Below are 19,501 nucleotides of genomic sequence, written 5' to 3' on the forward strand. Positions count from 1 at the left end.
GGGGCCGTGCGAGGGTCGGGGCGTGATCGATTCCCGTGATGATGCCGCGTCGCCGGCCTCGCTCGACCTGCTGCGCTGGCAGTTCGACCTGACCTGGTCGCTGTTCGAGTACCACCTGGAGCGGCTGGAGCCGGACGACTTCCTGTGGGAGCCGGCTGCGGAATGCTGGACGGTACGCCGGGGCGGCGACGGGGCGTGGGTCGTGGACTGGGCGGAGACCGAGCCCGATCCCGTACCCGTGCCGACCATCGGCTGGCTCAGCTGGCACATCGGCTGGTGGTGGAGCGTGGCCACCGACCACGCCCACGGGAGAACTCCTCGGGAGCGGACCGGCATTGTCTGGCCCGGCGCGGGAGAGCCGGCCCTCACCTGGCTGCGCGGTCTGCGCGAGGACTGGCTGGCCGCGCTGGAGCGCCTCACCGCCGTCGACCTCGAAGCCACCGCCCCGTTCCCGTGGCAGGGCGATCCGCAGTACACCGTCGCGCACATGGTCGCCTGGGTGAACGCCGAACTGATGAAGAACGTCGCGGAAATCGGCCAACTCCGCCTCCAGCGAGCGGTGTCGGAGTCGGGGAACCAGGCCTGAGGCGCCGGTCACCAGCAGCCGGCCACGGGTTGAGCGGTCCTGGGCCCGGCGGAGTGCCGGGCCCAGGACGGTTGCCGGGAGGCGGGTTCAGCGGCCTTCTCGAAGGCCCTGCTTGGCGGCGCCCTCGCTGAGGACGGCTTCTCGTACGGTGTGCCGGGCGTGGGCGTGTGGCTGTCGGTGGGGGTTCTTGGCGAGGGTGCGGGGGAGGTTGACGGCGCGGTAGCCGCGGTCCGGGTCGGCGTACGTGGGGATGTATTCGGCGCGAGTGACGTGCCAACGGTCGCCGGAACGCTCGGAGTCGGGCGGGCTGAACGTGAAGCGGGCGGCCGAGCCCATGGAGCCGCGCGGATCGTCCATGACGCCGGCGATCTGGTCGCCCATGCCGTAGACGACCCACTTGCCGTTGCGCTTCTCGTACGCCTGGGGCACGTGCGCGTGCGTGCCGAGGATGAGGTCGATGTCGGGTGACGCCGTGAGGGCGCGGGTGAGGCGGCGCTGGAGGGCGTCGGGCTCCTGCTGGAACTCGGTGCCCCAGTGCGGACTGACGATGACCACGTCAGCGCCCGCCCTCCGGGCGGCGCGCGCGTCGGCGAGGATCCGCTTCGTGTCGATGAGGTTCACGGACCACTTGTCGGGCTTCGGGATGCCGTTGGTGCCGTACGTGTACGCGAGGTGGGCGACCTTGGCGCCGCCCGCGCGCATCCAGGACGGGCGGCGGGACTCGGCGGCGCTGCGGGCCGAACCGGCGTGCCCCAGCCCGGCGTTGTCCATGGCGTCGAGGGTGCGGCGGATGCCCTCGCTGCCGGCGTCGAGGGTGTGGTTGGAGGCGGTGGAGCACGAGTCGTAGCCGCTGTCCTTGACGGCGCGGGCCAGGTGCGGCGGCGTACGGAAGGCGGGATAGCCGGAGAAGGGGCCGCCGCGCTTGCCGTAGACGGTCTCCATGTGACAGATCGCCAGGTCGGCGGAGTCGGCGGTGCGTTTGGCGTCGGCGAGCATCTTGTGGAACTCGTATCCCTGCCCGCGGGCGTCGGCGCGTGCCTGCCGGATGATCGAGTCGTGGATCAGCAGATCGCCCGTGCCGACCACGGTGAAGGGCCGCTGCCGGGCTGTGCCGGACCCGTTCGCCGAGCCCTGCGCGGGAGTTCCTTCGGCGGGGGCTTCCCGGGGAGTCGTCCTGCCCGGTGTTCCCTCGCCGGGAGTGTCCTTGTCCGGTGCCCCCTCGTCCGGTGTTCCCCTGCCGGGAGGCGGGTGCGCGGCGGACTGTTGCGGATCACCGCCGGCGTGCTGGGGCGCGTCCGTACCGCACGCGGTGGCGGAGGCCGCGGCGAGCAGCGCGACGAGAGTGGCGGGGATGAGGGTGCGGGGGCGGCGGTAGGGGGACCGTCTGTGGCGGGACGGGAGGTGTCCCGGTGGTGGTGTTGTGGACATATGGCCAGCTGATGACCTGAAAGTCATACAAGCCGGGGAGGCGCACCGCGGGCGTCGCCCGGACGGCAGGCGCCGCTACCGCTGAACGGGCCATCCCGGGCGCGCCACGTACCGCCCCGAACCAGCCGTCCCGTACGGACGCATGACGACCCGTCATGTACGTACGGACGGACGGCGGTGAGGCCCGCCAGAGGGCGAAGCGCTCACCGCCATCCGCCGCCGCTGAGCCCTCAGGGGCGGCCCGGCGGTGAACTCAGAGGGTCGGCCCGAAGGCGCGGCCGGGGCCGCCGGCCGGCTGTACGTCTACGCGCTTGGGCGGCAGGAACGAGTCCCAGCCGCCCTTGGGCCGTTCGCCGACATCCAGGGAGCGCAGCGACGCGAGTTGCTTCGGGGACTGGGCGTCGAGCCAGTCGACGAGCTGGCGGAAGGAGACGCAGCGGACTTCGTCCTTGCGGCAGACGCGTTTCATGACGTCCTCGACGGCGTCCATGTAGATGCCGCCGTTCCAGTCCTCGAAGTGGTTGCCGATCACCAGCGGGGCGCGGTTGGTGGTGTAGGCCCTGTTGAACCCGGCGAGCAGGGCGCCGCGCATCTGCCGCTTGTACGCGGGGCGTTTGTGGCGGGGGCCGTCGGGGGTGACGGACTGGTTGGCGAGGAAGTTGTAGTCCATCGACAGCGTCTCGAAACTGCTGCCCGGGGTGGGGATCTGTTGCAGCGACACATCCCACAGGCCGTGTTCCTTGCGCGGCCAGACCTGTTTGCCGTTGCCGCTGGAGTCGTAGCGGAAGCCCATGTCGCGGGCGGCGCGCAGCAGGTTGTGACGCCCTTCGAGGCAGGGCGTACGAGCCCCGATGAGCTCGCGGCCGTAGTCGAAGGGGAGCGGGGCGAGGTGCTTCCAGCCGGTGTTGGAGCGCCACTTCTGTACGAATCCGCGGGCCTGGCGGATCTCGCTCTTCCACTGCCGGACACTCCAGTTGTCGACTCCGCCCGCGCCGCAGAAGTGCCCGTTGAAGTGGGTGCCGATCTCGCTGCCGTCCTTCCAGGCGCCCCGGACCTGCTTCAGGGTGGCCCGTACGTTGCGGTCCTTGAGGTAGCCGATGTCGGAGGCGCCGCGGTCGTGGCCCGGCGGGTTGTAGCGCTTGGCCTTGCTCTCGGGCAGCAGGTAGAGGCCGCTGAGGAAGTACGTCTGCGTGGCGCCGTACTTCTTGCCCGCCTGGCGGAAGCGGGAGAAGAGCTTCTTGCTGTCCTCGCCGGCGCCGTCCCAGGAGAACACCACGAACTGCGGGGGCCGCTTCCCCGCCCGCAGATTCCCGGCGGCCGGCCGCTGCCGCGGCTGGGGCCCGGTGTACGCGGTGGAACCGTCGCCGATGACACGCGCCGGCTGTTCCGGGGCGGCCTGTGGCCGGTCCCCGATGGCGTGCCGGTCCGTACGGGACTGGCCGTTGTCGTCGGAGGCGGTCTCGGCGCAGCCGGCCGTCGCTGCGAGAGTTGCGGCGGTGGTGAGAGCGAGGGCTGCGCGGCTCCGTCTGTGCACGACGGTGGATGATCGGTTCATATGACAAAACGTCACATAACGGGCTGGGCGGGGCTCTCTGACAGGCTGCCGGGAGTGAAGGGGCCCGTCCGCAATCACTCATTGAGCGCACGTCGGCGCTGTGCCGATGCGGGGAGCGGCGCTGACGGAGCATCACCTGGGGGCGGGCGTCACGGGCGCCGGGCGCGGGGCCCGCTACTCGTACCTTCGGCTCGCGCCCGCGACTCGTACCTTCGGCCGACCTCGTACCCGGACAACCGGCCGCCGGGACGAGGCAGCCGCCGCCGGGTGCGGGAGAAGGTTGGAGCATGACAGCCGGTGAGGGCCGGCCGAACGGGATCCGAGGAGCACCGCATGCTGCGCATCGTCATCGCCCTGGCCGTGGCCGCCGTCCTGGGGGTGGGGGCCGCGACGGCGTGGAACGTACTGGACAACGCGTCCGTCGCCACCGCGGGCGGCAGCGCGCACACCGTGCCGCGTGCGGAGGTCGAGAAGCAGGCCGAGGAGAACTTCGCCCGCTTCTTCGAGGACAAGCCGGAGTCGGTGACCTGCCCGCGCGGTCTGCGCCCGAAGAAGCACGACACCGTACGGTGCAGCACCGTCATCAACGGCGAGCGCAAGCCCATGCTGATCTCCGTCACCGACGTCAAGGGCGACAAGGTGACCTTCGACTACGGGGTGCTGGAGAAGGACAAGCCCGGGGGAGGGGAGTGACCCGGGTCGAGGACGGGGCCGAGGGACGCCGGCTGTCGGCGCGTTAGCCGTCGCGGACCACGCCGCCGCGCCAGGCCCAGGCGGCGATCTCCACCCGGTTCCGCAGCTCCAACTTGGCCTGGATGCTCGCGAGATGGGTCTTCACGGTGGAGAGCGACACGTGCAGCTCGTCGCAGAGCTCCTGGTTGGTACGGCCGACCGCGACCAACCGGACCACGTCCACCTCCCGTTCGGTCAACGGGCCGACAGAGGCCTCATGCCCGGCGGGCGGCTGCTCGCCGATCCGCTCCAGCAGCCGAACGGTCACCGCGGGCGAGACCAGCGCGTCGCCGCGCGCCGCCGCCCGCACGGCCTCCACCAGCAGACCCGGCCCCGCGTCCTTCAGCAGGAATCCGCAGGCGCCGCCGGTCAGCGCGCCGTACACGTAGTCGTCCTGGTCGAAGGTGGTCACCACGACCACGCGCAGCGGATCGACGGCCTTCGGCCCGGCCAGCAGCCGGGTGACCTCCAGCCCGTCCAGTTTCGGCATCCGTACGTCGACGAGGCACACGTCGGGGCGCAGCCGGCGGGCCAGTTCGACGCACTCGGCTCCGTCGGCGGCCTCGCCCACGACCTCCATGCCGGGCTGCGCCTGGAGGATCAGCCGGAAGCCGGTGCGCACCATCTCCTGGTCGTCGGCGATCAGGACCCGGACCGGGTCTGCCGACGCGTTCGTGCCCGTCATGCTCGTGATCCTTCCACAGCGGTCCGTATGGGGAAGACGGCCGTCACGGTCCAGCCGCCGTCCTCGGCGCGCCGCGCGTGCAGCTCCCCGCCGACGGCTTCGGTGCGCTCGCTCAGCCCGACCAGGCCGAGGCCGCCGCGTCCGCCGAGCGGTTCGGCGTGCGGTGAAGGGTGCCTCGGCGGGGGCGCGTTGTGGACCTCGATGCGCAGCCTGCGGGGACCGTCGGAGTCCGTCAGGCTGACCCGTACCGTGACGGACGGCGCGCCCGGGGCGTGACGGCGTACGTTCGTCAGCGCCTCGCGCACCACGTTCCGCACCGTCGTCTCCACCTCGGGGTCCGGCCGTACGTGCCGGGCCTCGGCCGCGACGTGGAGGGTGGCGGGGGTGTCGCGTTCCGAGAACGCGGCGACCAGCTCGGAGAGTTCGGCGAACAGCTCCCCGGGGCGTACGGCCGCGCTGTCCTCCTCACGCAGTACGCGCACCAGCTTGCGCATCGACTCCAGGGTCTCCGAGCCGGCCTGCTCGATACGGGACAGCAGCTGGTCCACCTGCTCCGGCGCGCTCTCGCGGATCGTGCGGGCCGCCTGGGCCTGGACGACGATGCCCGTGACGTGATGCGCCACGGAGTCGTGCAACTCCCGGGCGAGCGCGAGCCGTTCACTCTGCCGGACCTGGGCGACCGCCCGCCTCCTGCGACCGTCGAGCGCGCGCAGATAGCAGCCCAGCCCGACGGTCCCGCCCACGAGGAAGGTCAGCAGGAACGAGAAGAGGACGCCGTCCGCGTCCTGCATCCGCAGCGGCGCCGCGATCACCGCGGCGCCCACCGCCGTACCCAGCGCCGCGGCCGCCCAGGGCCGCGCCACCTCCCGCGTCACCCGCGCCAGCAGAAGCAGCAGGCACAGCGTCTCCAGCAGGCCCCACCCGTTGAACTGCGGCTCCACGGCCACCAGGTGAGTGAGCGTCAGCGCGGCGGAGGCGGCCACCGCGGCGCCCGCCCGCCAGGCGAGCGCGAGGTGCTCGTCGGGCCACAGGAGGGCGACGCCCGCGACGACGCCCGGAACCACCCGCCACCACACGCCGGCTCCTTCGAGCCCGGAGGCGGCCTCGGCGCCCATCACGTCGCACACCCACAGCACCGCCATGATCACCCATAGCACGGTGAGGGCAGTGTGACGGGACAACCGGGGTCCCGACGTCTGGTCGTACGGCGCTGCTGTCTCTGGCGTCTCGCGTGTCACTGGCACATCGTGAAGCCTACGGACGGCGCGCCTCCGCGGGCTCGGCCGAAAGAACGACACGGCTCAGGACCGTCGCCTGCGCAACGCCCGGTGCTCGCATCGGCAGGCCCGCCGCGGTCGCGTCATGACTCCGGCCGGGGATCGAGGCGGTGGCGGTCCAGAAGGGAGAGCGCCGCGCTGCCGATAGTGAGAGCGATGGCGAGGATCAAGGGCAGGCTGAGGGCAGTGCCGATGATGCTTCCGGCGACCGCCGTTCCCGCCGACCCGGCTGTGATCTTCAATGCGCCCACCCAGACGAATATCTGGCCGCGGGCGGCGTCGGGCGCGTACTCGCTGCGGGCGGCGAGCGTGGCGGCGAAGAAGTACGCGTTGGCGATCCCGGCCGCCGCGTAGGCGGCCACGGCGAGCGTGAACGAATGGGTGACGGCGATGAGCACGAGCGTGGCCGCGACCACGGCGGCCAGCCGGGTCATGAGCCGGTCCGCGTCTCCGCGCGCCGGGCGGATCATCACCCCGGCGGAGCCGGCGAGATTGCCCAGGCCGTAGGCCGCGGTGAGTACGCCGGCGGCCGCGCTGTCGACGCCGAGAGCGCCGGTGCCGGCCACGGCGGTGATGGGCAGGGCGGCGACGCTGAACGCGACGGTGAGGGTCAAGTACAGCGTGCGGCGCAACGGGCCGGTGGTGAGGATCCCCAGGAGCGTGCGTCCGGGACGGGGTACGTCGGCGGCGGCGGCCGGGGGCGGGGCGTAGGGGAGGAAGCGGATCACGGCGGCGGCCAGGAAGGTCCCTGCCGCCAGCACCAGCGCGGCGGTCAGGGGCGAGGTCCAGGCGGAGACGGCGGCGACGACGGTGGGACCGACGGTGCCGCCGATGCCGTAGGTGGCCACGTCCCAGCCCTGGGCGCGCCGTTGGCGCTCCCGCCCTTCACCGGCGATGGCAGGCAGGCGGCTGCTGACGCCTCCGGTGAGCAGCGGGCCCACCAGCCCGGAGGCGATCAGCAGTACGGCGGTGACGACCGGGGTGGTGAGGGGGTAGAGGAGCACGGCTGCCGCGAGGGTGACGCCGTGTACGACGCAGGCTCCGGCGATCACGGTGCGGCCGTCGCGTGCGGTGTCCAGGGGCCGGGCGACGAAGGGGCCCAGCAGGTGGGGCGCGGTGATGCAGGCGCCGAGCAGGCCGGCCAGCCAGCCGGGGCCGCCGTCGGTGGTCACCAGCAGCACGATCGCCACCACCGCGCCGCCGTCGGAGGTGCGGGCCAGGGTCGCCGCCGTCACGTAGCGGGCCAGACCACCCCGGCTCTGCGGCGTGACGGCGGTGTGCTCGCTGGTCACCTTGCTCATGGCCGTACGTCTCCGAGGGTGTGTGCCGGGCAGGGGGTCGTCGGGGCGGCTGCTCACACACCGGCCCCGCGGGCATCGCGCCCGGGGGCCGGTGGTGTGCTCGCTGTCGGTATCACGCGTGCAGCCGCAACTGTTCGAGTACGTCCGCGACTTGGGAGCGGTCCTCGGCTCCGAGGCCGCGCAGCGGCAGCGGGAGGCTGTGGGGCGGGGTGAGGCTGAGGTGCGCTGCGGCCTCGGCGATGACACGCAGGGATCCGTGCCGGGCGAAGAGGTCCCACAGCGGCTGGAGTCGTTCCGACTCCGCCCGGGCCCGTTCGGCGTCTCCGGACTGTGCGGCCCGTGTGATCGTCAGCGCCGGCTCGGGGAGGGTACCGGCGATCACCGAATACCACGCGTCGCACCCGGCGTTGAGCCCCGTCGCCGCGAAGCCGTCGCCGCTGACGCCCACCGTCACCGTTCCGGGCAGGAGTTGCCGCAGCTCCTCGACGCGGGTCCGGGCAGCCGCGGGATCGGCGGGCACACCGGGGATCTTGATGGACGCCACGTGCGGCAGCTCGGCCACCCGCGCGTACAGCTCGTCGGTGAACGTGAAGTGCGTGGTGCCCGGGTTGTCATAGATCACCAGCGGCACCGAGAGGTTCGCCGTGACGTCCTCGAAGAGCCCGAACACCTCGTCCTCGGTCAGCCGCTGATACGACATCGCCGACAGCAACACCCCTGCCGCACCCGCCTGTTGGGCATCCTCGGCGACCTCCAGTACGTGCCGCGTGCGCAGTGCGCCGATACCCACGACGACCGGGGTCGACCCCGCGTTCTGCACCGCGACGCGCGCCGCGCGGGCCCGCTCCTCGCGGGTCAGGTAGGCGTAGGACCCCGTGGAGCCCAGGGCCCCGATGGAGTCGACGCCGGCGGCGGCGAGTCGGCCGACCAGAGCGGCGAACGCCTTCTCCTCGATGCCGTCTTCGGTGACCGGGGTCAGCGGAAAGGCACTCAGGCCGGTGAACATGGACTTCTCCTTGATGGCTCTAGGGGTGTGTGCAGAGAGGGGAGCAGGTTGCTGCCGTATCCGGTGACAGCGGCCGCTGCTTCTTCGATGCCTACAGCGGGTTGTTCCGCAGCCAGGTCAGAACCTCGTCGGCGTGCTCGTTCGGCGGGAAGACCGGATAGAAGACGTGCTCGATCACGCCCTCGCGGATGACCAGCGTCAGCCGCTTGTAGAGCGTCATCCCGCCGATCTCGAAGACGGGCAGGTCCAGTGCACGGGCCAGGTTGCGGGACGGGTCGGAGAGCATCTCGAAGGGCAGACAGAGCCGTTCGACGACCTCGCGCTGATAGCCGGTGTCCTGGCTGGACAGGCCGAACACGCGCACCGCTCCGGCGGCCAGCAACTCCTGGTAGTGGTCGCGGAATCCGCATGCCTCGGGGGTGCAGCCCCGCGCTCCCGGAATGGCGTCCCACCCCTCGGGCAGGTCGGTGCCCGGGCGGCCGGTGAGCGGGTAGACGTACACCACGGTCCGGCCCTCACCGAGCGCGTCGAGCCGAACCGTCACCTCCCCGCTGCTGAGCAGTTCCAGGTGCGGGACCGGCGTGCCGGGCAAGTGGGCGGCCGCGCCGTCGTCCTGTGGCGTGGGCAGATCGGCCGGCAGGCTCGTGTAATCCGTCATCAGGTCTTCTCCTCCGTCGGCCGGTGCGACACGGCTGTTGCGGTGGGCGGCCTTCTGCAAGTGCGCGACCAGCGTGGTCCGTCGGGCGGTGAGGCCCGCGATGCGCTGCGAGAGCTCGTCGATCGCCTCCCGGTAACCGGCCAGTGAGGCCGGGCAGTCGTCGCCGTGCTCATGGCCGACCGTGAGGCAGTCCAGGAACGGGCGGGTGCGCTCCACGGGGATTCCGAGGTCGCTCAGTGCCCGGATCTCCTGTACGAGCCGCACGTCGTGCGCGTCGTAGTTCCGGTAGCCGTTGGCCAGCCGCTCAGGGGTCAGCAACCCCAACGATTCGTAGTAGCGCACCGCCTTCGTCGTCACGCCTGCCCTGTCGGCCAGTTCGCCGATCCGCATGTCTCTCACCTCGAAGAACGCTAAACCTTGCCCCTGAGGTTAAGGTCAAGGCACTTTGAGGAAGCGGCAGCGCGATGCTCTTCGGCGGCAGTCGGACGTGCCCGGTTCCGCCCGTACGGCTCGGCCCCGGCGCTCAGGGGCCGGGCGGCACCTGGTGGCGCTCCAGGAGGGTGGGGAAGGTGCCCACGGCGTCGAGTGCCATGGAGAGTTCGGCGACGATCTTCGGATTGTCGAGAGGGCCGCGCAGGAACTCCTCGAGGCGGTGCATGCGATAGCGGACGGTGTTCTGGTGGCAGTACAGAGCCCGTCCCGCCTCGGCCGCCGAGCCGTTCGCCTCGAGCCACGCCCGGGCGGTCGCGAGCAGCGTCGTGCGATCGTCCTCGGGCAGCGAGAGCACGCCGCCGAGAATGCGGCGCACGGCGCGCTGGGTGGTTTCCAGATTGTTCATCACCAGCTCCGTCAACGGCGTGTCGTCGAGCTGGTGAACCCCCGCCGACTCCGGCGGCAGCGATTCCGCCGCGACCTGTGCGTACCGCAGCGACCGGCTCGTCTGGTCGAGCCGGTCGTAGAGCGGACTCACGCCCACGCGGCCCTTCGCGACGGAACGGACGGCGTCCAGGATCTTCTCCACCGGCTGCAGCGGAGGGCAGGAGAGCACACCCGTCTCGGAACTCGGCTGCGCCCGCCACGCCGATCCGACATCGAGGGCGCGCAGCCGGCTGTCCAGCCCCGGCAGTGGCGGATCACCGGCAGTGGCGGCCTCGGCGGTCACGACGAGAAACGTCCCCTGGTACGGGAAGCCGAGCATGCGGGCGACCTCCCAGACCGTGTCGCTGGTCGAGGACGGCCCGTCGATCAGCTCGGCGACCAGCGCTGAGCGGCGCCGGTCCGTCTCCACCATCCGCTCCGCGCAGGTCTGCCGGTAGGCGTCGGTGACGGCCGTGGAATACGTGTCGGACAGCTCCCAGATGTGCGACGCCGTTTCCATGAGCGCGTCGGGCGCGTCGCCGCCCACCCTCCGTGCCTCATCGAGGAGTTGTTCCCAGAAGTAGCGGAAGCACAGACGGTAGGCGCGCAGGATCTCCGGAAGCGGTGCGTTCTGCAGGGCGCGTTTCCGGCCGGTCTCGGTGGGTCCGGCCAGATCGATCGCCGACGACGCGGGATCGGCCAGGTGCTCAATGGTGTGCTTGGTGTTGTGGCGCAGGGAGGCGAACAGGTCCTCCGGGCCCACGACCATGGTCCGGTAGAACTCGATGTTCTCGTAGGTCAGTTCGGCCATCGCCGTGGCGATGGCGTCGAGTCTGTCCCTCAGGGCCACGGCCAGCTCGGCCACCCGGTGTCTGGATGTTGTCACGTGCACAGGGTGAGGGTAGGGCAGCGCGGACTCCGGAGTCCGCCAACTCCCGAGTAGCGGTCAGGTCGTTGTCGGCACGTACAGAAGACCTTGTCGCCCCGGACATGGTGTCCGGAGCGCCCCTGTCGCGAGGATCGTCGCGTCAAGCCGAGACCAGCGTGCACGAAAGCGGACCGACGTGAGCAACCTCGCCACTGACCTGGCGCAAGCAGCAGAGCAATACCCCCAGCGGCCGGCGGTACGGGCCGACGGGAGAGTCCTGACCTATGCCGAACTGGACGAGAGCAGCGCCCGGGCGGCCGGCGCGCTGCTGGCCCACGGGGTGCGCCCCGGCGACCGAGTGGGGATGCGGCTGCCCAACGTCCCCGCCTTTCCCGTCCTCTACTTCGGTGCTCTGCGCGCCGGGGCGGTTGTCGTGCCGATGTACCCCCGGCCGCGGTCGTACGCGGTGTGGCCCCACGGCGACGCCTGCGGCGCACGGCTTGTCTTCACCTCGCCCGACACGATGTGGGCCCAGGAAGCCGCCACGGGCGACACGACGCTCATCCCGGTCGGCCCCGATTTCCTCGACCAGGTGGCCCTCTGGCCCCGGCACCCCGGTGTGGTCGAGCGCGCCGACGGCGACCCGGCCGTCATGGTCTGGACGGGAGACATGGTGGACGGCCCCCAGGACACCGCACTCGGCCACGGCATGCTGCGCCGGCAAGCGGCGCTGACCGCCGGAATGCTGTTCGAGGAGACAGCCGCGGACGGCGCCCCGGGGCGGCTACCGGCGTTCTCCTCCGCCGGTCAGACCTGCGGCCTCAACGCGGTGATCGTCACAGGAGCCTGTCTGCCCGTGGGGCGAACGCCCGCCCCGGCGACCGCACTCGACGAGTGGGCCGAGCCGGCCGTCGCCCCGGTCCGGGGCTGAGTTCCTCGCCGCAGCCACCGAGGCCGCCCCATGAGCCCCCTCGACGGCCCCCAAGGGCGTGGCCAAAGCGGTGGCAGGACACCGGACTTCGGCGGGCACGCGCTACTGCGCGTCGAGGATCCCAGGGGTGTCGTGCAGGACGACGCTCTGTTCCAGCGCGGTGCGTCCCATGTGGAAGCTGTTTTCCCGAGCGTCCAGGTCGGCTGTGCCGAAGGAGATGCCGAACAGCAGCTTGAGGTCGTCGGGAACGTCCAGGAACTCGCGGATGGTGTCGGCGTACATGCCGAGCATGGTCTGCGGGATGCCGCCGAGTCCCCGGGCGGCCAGCGAGAGCAGGAAGTTCTGGGCGTACATGCCGATGTCACCGGCCACCCGCACGCCGTCGCCGAACTTCGGCATGAAGAGGAAAGCGGCGTGGGGGGCTCCGTGGAAGTTCAGGTTCTCCCGGGCGTGCGCGGTCCTGGCTTCCCGGTCCGAGCGGGCTATCCCCAGAGCGCCGTACACGGTCGCGGCGTGGTTGTGCGCTCGGTCGAGGTAGGCGCCCTCGCCGAAGTCGTCGTAGCTGAAGGAGAAGTCGGGGGAGAACCGCTCCTCCTCGTCGGCCTTGAGGAGTTCCTTGCTCAGGGCGTCGCGCGCCGCACCGGAGACGACGTGCACCGTCCAGGGCTGGGTGTTGCAGTTCGACGGGGCGGCCTGAGCGTCTTCCAGGATGCCGCGGATCTCCTCAGGGGGCAGCGGGGTGGGGTGGAACTTCCGGACGGAGTACCGGGAGCGCACGACGTCGGTGATGGGCGAAGCTGTGGCGGGCAAAACGATTTCCTTTCAAGGGTGTTCGGTTCCCGTGGGCGCGGTGTGTCTCACGGGGTTGTTGAAGAGCGCGGCAGTGTGTGTCAGCGGTGGACGGAGCGGTTGAGCTCGACGAGCTGCTCCCGCGTGGGCGGGGAGGTGAATTCGAGGACGCGCTGCAGCATGCGGTCCCGGTTGCGCGGGGCCGCGTCCCGGTCGGCCGAGTCGAGGGCCTTCTCCAGGTCCCGCAGGCCCAGTTCGGTGCAGTAGGCGGGCATCATCGGCTGCTGGCGCCAGGAGCCGGCCAGCACGCTGGCGTCGAAGGGGTCGAAGCCCGTTTCGTCCACCAGACGCATGCCCACACGCCGCGCCTCCTCGGAGTCGGCCGCGACCGGCAGCGCGATGCGGTCCGGGGTGCCCGCCGGAGCATCCCCGGCCTGGAGCGTCTGTGACAGCACGGCGTTCCACGCCTTGACCACGGGCCGCCCCAACTGCTCGGTGACCCACACGCTTTCCACCTGGCCGTTGTCCACCGCTTCGATGGCGCCGTCCCGGTGGGGAAAGTAGTTGGAGGTGTCGATGACCACGGTCTCGCCGGGTACGGAGGCGAACAGCGGCGCCACCGCCGGGATTCGTGCGAACGGGATGGACAGAACGATGACGTCCTTGCCCTGAACGGCATCGGCCGCGGTCACCGCGTGCGCCCCGAACTCCAGCGCCTCGGCATCGATCGTCTCGGGGCCCCGGGAGTTGGCCACCGCGACGTCGTGCCCGCCGGCGCTGAGCCTGCGCGCCAGCGTCGTCCCGATCGGTCCGGTTCCGATAACACCAATTCTCATGATTTGTCCCTCTCAGGGTTGCGCCTCCCCCTTGAAGGGGTGGCCAGGGTGTGATGGATGACTGCACGCGGGCATGCGACACCGCGGACATGACCGGCGGCGCCGGCGTCCGGCTGTGAGGAGAGCGGCCGGTGGCCTACTCCCCGCTGTCCTGTTCGCGGTATCCGCTCTCGATGAGAGCGCGCAGGTGGTCGAGTGATTCTTCGTCGGTGGCTCCGTTGCCGATGATCCAGGCAGTGGAGATCGCCGCGAGGAACAGGTCGTAGCCCTTTACCGACTGCCGTGCATGGCCCGCGAGTTGAGCGGCCCGCAGGTACTCGTCGGTGGTGGTGATGAGGTCGTCGCAGGGAATGGTGAGCGGGTTGTCCGGCTCCCGCTCCCTGGCCGCGGCCATGAGCGGTTCCGGCAGTCCGCTGAAGGCGCTGAAGTACTCCTCCATCGCCCGCAGCCACTGCCGCAGCGCCTCGGAGGCGTCACCGAGCCGCGCGATCTCCGCCCGGCGGTCCATCAGCTCCTCGGAGCGCGTCTGGAGCACGGCGGCGAGCAGTGCCTCCCGGGTGGGGAAGTGCCGATACAGCGTGGCGGGCCCGACACCCGCCTCCTTGGCCACCGCCTCCAGCGAGGCACCGACGCCCTCCCGCAGGAAGTGGTGCTGCGCCGCTTCCAGGAGAGCCGCGCGATTGCGCTGGACGTCCGCGCGGGGCTTACGCCCCTGCTGCCCCTTGTCGCTCATACGCCCGCCTGTCTCCTGCGTTCTGCCGGTCACGAAAAACGGAGGCTGACTCCGTATGGATACGACAGTAAAACGGAGGCGGCCTCCGGTCAACCCGTGACGGCTGCTCGTCCGTGCCGGGACAGCACGAGGACCGGCACACCTGGTCACACGACACCGAAGAAGGCCACGTCAGCACGTCAGCCGGACATCCAGCGGCGCGTCACGCCGTACGGACGCCCTCGCGGTCTTCGAGGGCGCTGATGGCCGTGGCGTTGAGGCTGTGGGTGATGTGACTTCGCATCAGCCGGCCGGCCTCGGCGGCCTGTTGCTGCTCGATGAGGTCGACCAGCTGGTGATGTTCCTGGAGGTCGCGGGTGCGGGGCTCGTCGCCGGGCGGGAGTTCGAGGCCGAGGCGGCGGTAGCGGTCGGACTTGTCCCACAGATCGTCCAGGAGGCGGATGAGGACGTCGTTGCGCGAGGACCGGTAGAGCGCCTGATGGAAGACGCGGTGAGCGGTGAGCGCCTCCTCGCCCCACTGCCGGGTGACGGGCAGCAGCCTGTCGACGGCCGCCCGCATGGTGGCGATGTCGTCGTCCGTGCGCCGCTGCGCGGCGAGTTCGGCGGCGGTGGGATCCAGCGACAGCCGCACTTCGAAGAGCTGGCGGGCTTCGTCGGAGCTCATGGTGGAGACGCGGACGTCGCGGTGGGTTTCGACGGTGAGCAGTCCCTCGCTGCTCAGGCGCCTGATCGCTTCGCGCAGGGGGGTGATGCTCATGCTGAGCGAGTCCGCGAGCTCGTACTGGGCCAGGCGCGAGCCGGCGGGGAGCGACCCGTCGAGGATCTGGCCCCGGAGTTCCGCGTAGGCGAGATCGCTCTTGCTGAGAAACGTGTTCTGACTCGCCATGGCCTTGCGACCGTCCCCTTCCCGGAGGTTCCCCCACCCCTTGACATCGCCCTCTGATGCGCCTGACTCTAACAGCCGTCACATCTTATAAGTTACGAGAGAGGCGCCGACGTGAAGATCACCAACGTCTACGAGGGCACCGTTCCGATCAGCTCCTCGATCAGGAACGCCTGGATCGACTTCAGCTCCATGGACTGCTCGATCGTGGCGATCGAGAGCGATGTGGTCCGCGACGGCAAGCCCGTCGTGGGCTACGGCTTCAACTCCAACGGCCGCTACAGCGCGGGCGAGATCCTGCGTCGCCGCATCCTTCCCCGCCTGACCGCTGCCGAGCCCGGCAGTCTCCTGGACGAGCAGGGCCGCTTCGACCACGCCAGGGCGTGGGACGTGATGATGAGCAACGAGAAGCCCGGCGGACACGGCGAGCGTTCGGTCGCGGTCGGGGTGGTGGACATGGCCCTGTTCGACCTGGCATCCAAGATCGAGGGCAAGCCGCTCTACCAGTACCTCTCCGAGCGCTACGGTGACGGCCAGCCCGACGACTCGGTGTTCGTCTACGCGGCCGGCGGCTACTACGCCCCGGGCAAGACCCTCACCGATCTCCAGGACGAGATGCGCGGCTTCCTCGACCTGGGCTACGACGTGGTCAAGATGAAGATCGGCGGCGCGGACCTGTCCGAGGACCTGCGCCGCATCGAGGCCGTCATCGACGTCCTGGACGGTGACGGCTCCCGGCTCGCCGTCGACGTCAACGGCCGCTTCGACCTCGCCACGGCGCTGGAGTACGGGCGGGCCATCGAGCCGTACGGCCTGTTCTGGTACGAGGAGATCGGCGACCCGCTCGACTACCACCTCAACGCCACGGTCGCCGAGCACTACACCGGACCCATCGCCACCGGCGAGAACCTCTTCTCCCTCCAGGACGCCCGCAACCTGATCCGCCACGGCGGCATGCGCCCCGACCGCGACACCCTCCAGTTCGACCCCGCGCTCTCCTACGGCCTGGTCGAATACCTGCGCATCCAGGAGATGCTGCGGCAGCACGGCTGGTCCTCCCGCCGCTGCGTCCCGCACGGCGGCCACCAGTTCTCCCTGCACATCGCCGCCGCCCTCAAGCTCGGCGGCAACGAGTCCTACCCGGGCGAGTTCCAGCCCACCGGCGGCTTCGCCGACGACGCGGTCGTCGAGAAGAGCCGCGTCGGCCTCACCGGCATCCCCGGCATCGGCTTCGAGGGCAAGGCCGCCTTCCACAAGGTGCTGCGCGAGCTCCACAGCTGACCCGTACGAGGCCGGAGGCCCGTTGACGCGGTGTGCCTCCGGCCATCGGCGCAGCTCCATCCGAGCGCCACGACAACGACACCAAGAGGACGCGAGTCGCGTCGCGTCCCCGAACTCCCCCACGGGACAGGGCTACAGACGATCGTCGTGCAAAGGAGCACCACCGATGACAAGTTCCACCCCTGCCGTTGCCGACCGGGCGCCACGGTCCCGGTTGAACCGTCTGCTGCGTGAACTGTGGTTCCAGGTCGTGCTGGCCGCGGTCCTCGGGATAGCCGTGGGCGTCCTCGCCCCCGGCGTCGGAGAGCAACTCAAGCCGCTCAACGACTGGTTCATCGCGCTGGTGAAGATGATCGTGGTCCCGGTCATCTTCTGCGTCGTGACGACCGGCATCGCCTCCATGGACAACCTGCGCAAGGCCGGCCGGATCGGTGTGAAGGCGATCGGCTACTTCCTCGTGCTGTCCCTGGTGTCCATGCTGATCGGCCTGGCGGTTGCCAACGTCTTCCAGCCCGGCGCCGGTCTGAACATCGATCCTTCGACGCTGAACGCGGACCACGTACCCGACACCGCCGAGGAACACGCCACCTTCACCGGCTTCGTCTCCTCGCTGATCCCCACCTCACTGCTGGGCGCGATCACCGGTGACGCGATCCTGGCCGCCCTCATGGTCTCGATCGTCTTCGGCGTGGCGCTGAACATGGCCGGGGAGGACGCCGCGCCGCTGACCCGCGGCATCCGGGCGCTGTCCAACGTCGTGTTCCGCATCGTGGGCTGGGTGATGCGGCTGGCACCGCTGGGCACCTTCGGCGCGCTGGCGACCACGGTCGCCACCTACGGCGCCGAGAGCCTCCAGCAACTCGGCTATCTGATCCTGCTGTTCACCGGCACCTGCGTCGTCTACGTCCTGGTCGTACTCGGCGCCATCATGCGTGCCTGCCGGCTGAGCCTGTTCGGCCTGATGCGCTTCCTCAAGGACGAACTGCTCGTCGCGCTGAGCACCTGTTCCAGCGAAGCCGTACTGCCGCAACTCGTGCGCAAGCTGGAGACCCTCGGGGTCGGCCGGCCGGTGGTCGGCATCGTCATCCCCTCCGGGTTCTCCTTCAACCTGGACGGCTCCGCGGTCTATCTGACGATGGCCTCGCTGTTCCTGGCCCAGGCAGTCGGCGTCGACCTCTCCTGGCAGCAGCAACTGATCATGGTGGGGGTCATGATGCTCACCAGTAAGGGCACCGCGGGCATCGCGGGCGGCGCGTTCATCGTCCTCGCCAGCACCATCACGGCTGTCGGCCACATTCCCCTGGCCGCCCTCGCCCTGATCGTCGGCATCGACCGCATCCTCAACGAGGGCCGTGTCTTCATCAACGTGCTCGGCAACGCCGTCGCCACCATCGTGATCGGCAAATGGGAGAACGACTTCGACACCGAGCAGGCCCGCTCCGTACTCCGTCCCGGCAAGACGGGCACGGCACCTCCCCGAGCGGCGGCCGACGCCGACACCCCCAAGGTCGGCGCCGACACCTGACCGCTCCACCGCGCTCACATCCGGGCGTTGGCGATCGCCGAACTCCCGCCGAACGCCTCCTGTTTGGCGGCCGTGCGGCTGCGCCCCGGGCGATCCGGGCCGGGGCGTGGGCCTGGGACGTGGCGTTCCAACCGGAGGCGGAGGGCGAGCGGTTCGTCGGTGGGGAGCGGGCGCGGCCGGCCCGGCTTCGGCAGGGGCCGGCCGCACGCGGGGCCGGGGCCGATGAGGGCGCGGCGGTCCCGGCGTCGCCGGTGTTCACGCGGAGGTTCGCTCCGGTGTGCGCGAGGTTGCCGTGGCCGGCTGCGGGGCCGGCGCGGGCGTGGATGCGCCGGCTCGGCGGCGCCGTCCCGCCGACGCGATGACGCTGGTGAGTACGCCCGCGAGCAGTCCCCAGAACGCGGAGCCGATGCCGAGCAGCGTCACACCGGAGGCCGTGGCGAGGAAGGTGACGACGGCCGCCTCCCTGGACGCGGGGTCCGACAGGGCACTGGCCAGGGACGCCTCGATCGTGGCGAGCAGCCCGACCCCGGCGACGGCGAGGACGAGCGCGTGCGGCATCGCGGTGAGCAGCGAGGCGACGGTCGCGCCGAGCAGGCCGACGCAGAGGTAGAAGACGCCCGCCCATACGGCTGCGAGGTAGCGGCGCTGCCGGTCGGGGTGGGCCGAGTCGCCGGTGCAGATCGCGGCGGTCATCGCCGCGAGGTTGATGCCGAAAGCGCCGAACGGCGCGAGCACCGCCTGTACGGCACCCGTCCACGTCATGGCGGACGAGACGGGCACCTCGTAGCCGGACCCGCGCAGCACGGCGACCCCCGGCAGATTCTGCGAGGCCATGGTGACGACGAACAGCGGCACGCCGACGCTGATCAGCACCTTCCAGTCCAGCTCGGGAGCCGTGAACACCGGCTGCGCGAGCGAGAGTCGGACCCGTTCCAGGTGCCAGCCGCCGGTGAGGACGGAGGCGACGACTCCGCCGCCGAGCGCGATGAGGACGGCGTAACGGGGCAGCAGCCGACGCGCGAGGAGATACAGCACGAACACTGGGAACGCGATCGCGAAACTGCCGCCCATCTGGGAGAAGAGCCCCGTCCCGAACTCGAGGAGCACACCGCCGAGCAGCGCCGAAGCCAGCGGTACCGGAATCCGGTCCATGATCCGCGCGAACCATCCCGTCAGACCGCTCGCCATGATCAGCAGGCCGCTGAACACGAACGCGCCCACGGCCTGCGCCATGGACACCCCGCTCAGGCTCGTGACGAGGAGCGCGGCTCCCGGCGTCGACCACGAGGTGACGACCGGAGCCTTGTGCCGCAGCGACAGACCCGCGCTGGTCACGGCGATCCCGACGCCGAGTGCCAGCATCCACGAAGAGATCTCCCGCGCGTCAGCCCCCGCGGCCCGCGCCGCGGTGAACACGAGGGCAGCGGTACTGGTCACGCCGACGGTGACCGCGACGAGCCCCGCCGCCACGGCCGAGGGAGGTGCGGTCGCGCGTATGCGGGCGAGCGGGGACATGCGGGCATCACTTCCGGAGGGGGCGGGACAGACTCCAGGCGTTCCGTAAACGGA

At 70.8% G+C, this 19,501-nt stretch carries 18 protein-coding genes; 5 read left to right on the top strand and 13 right to left on the bottom strand.

The window, feature by feature from the left end; genetic code table 11:
- Positions 1 to 22: 22 nt before the first annotated feature.
- Positions 23 to 586, top strand: coding sequence for a DinB family protein (locus AC3AGO_RS34345; RefSeq protein ID WP_487824207.1), 564 nt, complete (start codon positions 23 to 25; stop codon positions 584 to 586).
- An 87-nt stretch (positions 587 to 673) separates the two neighbouring features.
- Here AC3AGO_RS34345 and AC3AGO_RS34350 read toward each other — a convergent pair whose 3' ends face one another.
- Together AC3AGO_RS34350 and AC3AGO_RS34355 are read right to left on the bottom strand one after the other, a co-directional pair.
- Positions 674 to 2,014, bottom strand: coding sequence for a CapA family protein (locus AC3AGO_RS34350; RefSeq protein WP_487824208.1), 1,341 nt, complete (start codon positions 2,012 to 2,014; stop codon positions 674 to 676).
- A 253-nt stretch (positions 2,015 to 2,267) separates the two neighbouring features.
- Entirely contained in the window at positions 2,268 to 3,569 is a 1,302-nt protein-coding gene (locus tag AC3AGO_RS34355; RefSeq protein ID WP_487824209.1) for a polysaccharide deacetylase family protein, read from the bottom strand.
- A 333-nt stretch (positions 3,570 to 3,902) separates the two neighbouring features.
- Here AC3AGO_RS34355 and AC3AGO_RS34360 point away from each other — a divergent pair, with 333 nt between their 5' ends.
- Entirely contained in the window at positions 3,903 to 4,262 is a 360-nt protein-coding gene (locus tag AC3AGO_RS34360; protein WP_487824210.1) for a DUF4333 domain-containing protein, read from the top strand.
- Between the two features lie 43 nt (positions 4,263 to 4,305).
- On the opposite strand, the gene AC3AGO_RS34365 is transcribed toward AC3AGO_RS34360, so the two are convergent.
- The 6 genes from AC3AGO_RS34365 to AC3AGO_RS34390 all read right to left on the bottom strand — a co-directional run bounded on the left by AC3AGO_RS34365 (position 4,306) and on the right by AC3AGO_RS34390 (position 10,972).
- The gene (locus AC3AGO_RS34365) at positions 4,306 to 4,986 is read right to left on the bottom strand and encodes a response regulator (RefSeq protein WP_487824211.1); all 681 of its coding nucleotides are present in this window, start codon (positions 4,984 to 4,986) and stop codon (positions 4,306 to 4,308) included.
- Complete coding sequence (locus tag AC3AGO_RS34370) at positions 4,983 to 6,143, bottom strand: sensor histidine kinase (protein ID WP_487824212.1); 1,161 nt, start codon at positions 6,141 to 6,143, stop codon at positions 4,983 to 4,985. The genes AC3AGO_RS34365 and AC3AGO_RS34370 overlap by 4 nt, the downstream gene beginning before the upstream one ends.
- Positions 6,144 to 6,346: 203 nt before the next feature.
- Positions 6,347 to 7,564, bottom strand: a complete 1,218-nt coding sequence (locus tag AC3AGO_RS34375; RefSeq protein ID WP_487824213.1) for an MFS transporter — start codon at positions 7,562 to 7,564, stop codon at positions 6,347 to 6,349.
- Between the two features lie 112 nt (positions 7,565 to 7,676).
- Complete coding sequence (locus tag AC3AGO_RS34380) at positions 7,677 to 8,570, bottom strand: dihydrodipicolinate synthase family protein (protein ID WP_487824214.1); 894 nt, start codon at positions 8,568 to 8,570, stop codon at positions 7,677 to 7,679.
- 91 nt (positions 8,571 to 8,661) lie between these two features.
- Complete coding sequence (locus AC3AGO_RS34385) at positions 8,662 to 9,618, bottom strand: MerR family transcriptional regulator (RefSeq protein ID WP_487824215.1); 957 nt, start codon at positions 9,616 to 9,618, stop codon at positions 8,662 to 8,664.
- 133 nt (positions 9,619 to 9,751) lie between these two features.
- Complete coding sequence (locus AC3AGO_RS34390) at positions 9,752 to 10,972, bottom strand: PucR family transcriptional regulator (RefSeq protein ID WP_487824216.1); 1,221 nt, start codon at positions 10,970 to 10,972, stop codon at positions 9,752 to 9,754.
- Positions 10,973 to 11,150: 178 nt separating this feature from the next.
- Between AC3AGO_RS34390 and AC3AGO_RS34395 the strand changes: the two genes are divergently transcribed.
- Entirely contained in the window at positions 11,151 to 11,885 is a 735-nt protein-coding gene (locus tag AC3AGO_RS34395; protein WP_487824217.1) for an AMP-binding protein, read from the top strand.
- A gap of 102 nt (positions 11,886 to 11,987) precedes the next feature.
- Here AC3AGO_RS34395 and AC3AGO_RS34400 read toward each other — a convergent pair whose 3' ends face one another.
- From AC3AGO_RS34400 to AC3AGO_RS34415, 4 genes are all read right to left on the bottom strand, one after another.
- A complete protein-coding gene (locus AC3AGO_RS34400) occupies positions 11,988 to 12,695 on the bottom strand; it encodes a nitroreductase (RefSeq protein WP_487824218.1) in 708 nt (235 codons plus the stop codon).
- An 80-nt stretch (positions 12,696 to 12,775) separates the two neighbouring features.
- Positions 12,776 to 13,510, bottom strand: a complete 735-nt coding sequence (locus AC3AGO_RS34405) for an NADPH-dependent F420 reductase (protein ID WP_487824219.1) — start codon at positions 13,508 to 13,510, stop codon at positions 12,776 to 12,778.
- A gap of 136 nt (positions 13,511 to 13,646) precedes the next feature.
- Entirely contained in the window at positions 13,647 to 14,243 is a 597-nt protein-coding gene (locus tag AC3AGO_RS34410; RefSeq protein ID WP_487824220.1) for a TetR/AcrR family transcriptional regulator, read from the bottom strand.
- Positions 14,244 to 14,445: 202 nt separating this feature from the next.
- Positions 14,446 to 15,129 carry a GntR family transcriptional regulator gene (locus tag AC3AGO_RS34415; RefSeq protein WP_487824221.1) on the bottom strand — a complete coding sequence of 228 codons (684 nt, stop codon included), beginning with the start codon at positions 15,127 to 15,129 and terminating at the stop codon, positions 14,446 to 14,448.
- A 111-nt stretch (positions 15,130 to 15,240) separates the two neighbouring features.
- On the opposite strand from AC3AGO_RS34415, the gene AC3AGO_RS34420 reads away from it, so the two are divergent.
- Positions 15,241 to 16,407 carry a mandelate racemase/muconate lactonizing enzyme family protein gene (locus tag AC3AGO_RS34420; protein WP_487824222.1) on the top strand — a complete coding sequence of 389 codons (1,167 nt, stop codon included), beginning with the start codon at positions 15,241 to 15,243 and terminating at the stop codon, positions 16,405 to 16,407.
- Between the two features lie 166 nt (positions 16,408 to 16,573).
- Positions 16,574 to 17,932 (top strand): cation:dicarboxylate symporter family transporter, encoded by a 1,359-nt coding sequence (locus AC3AGO_RS34425; protein ID WP_487824223.1) that lies wholly within the window; start codon positions 16,574 to 16,576, stop codon positions 17,930 to 17,932.
- A 255-nt stretch (positions 17,933 to 18,187) separates the two neighbouring features.
- On the opposite strand, the gene AC3AGO_RS34430 is transcribed toward AC3AGO_RS34425, so the two are convergent.
- Positions 18,188 to 19,447, bottom strand: a complete 1,260-nt coding sequence (locus AC3AGO_RS34430) for a benzoate/H(+) symporter BenE family transporter (RefSeq protein ID WP_487824224.1) — start codon at positions 19,445 to 19,447, stop codon at positions 18,188 to 18,190.
- Positions 19,448 to 19,501 lie beyond the last annotated feature (54 nt).

It is taken from the genome of Streptomyces sp. BL1, from assembly GCF_057628045.1.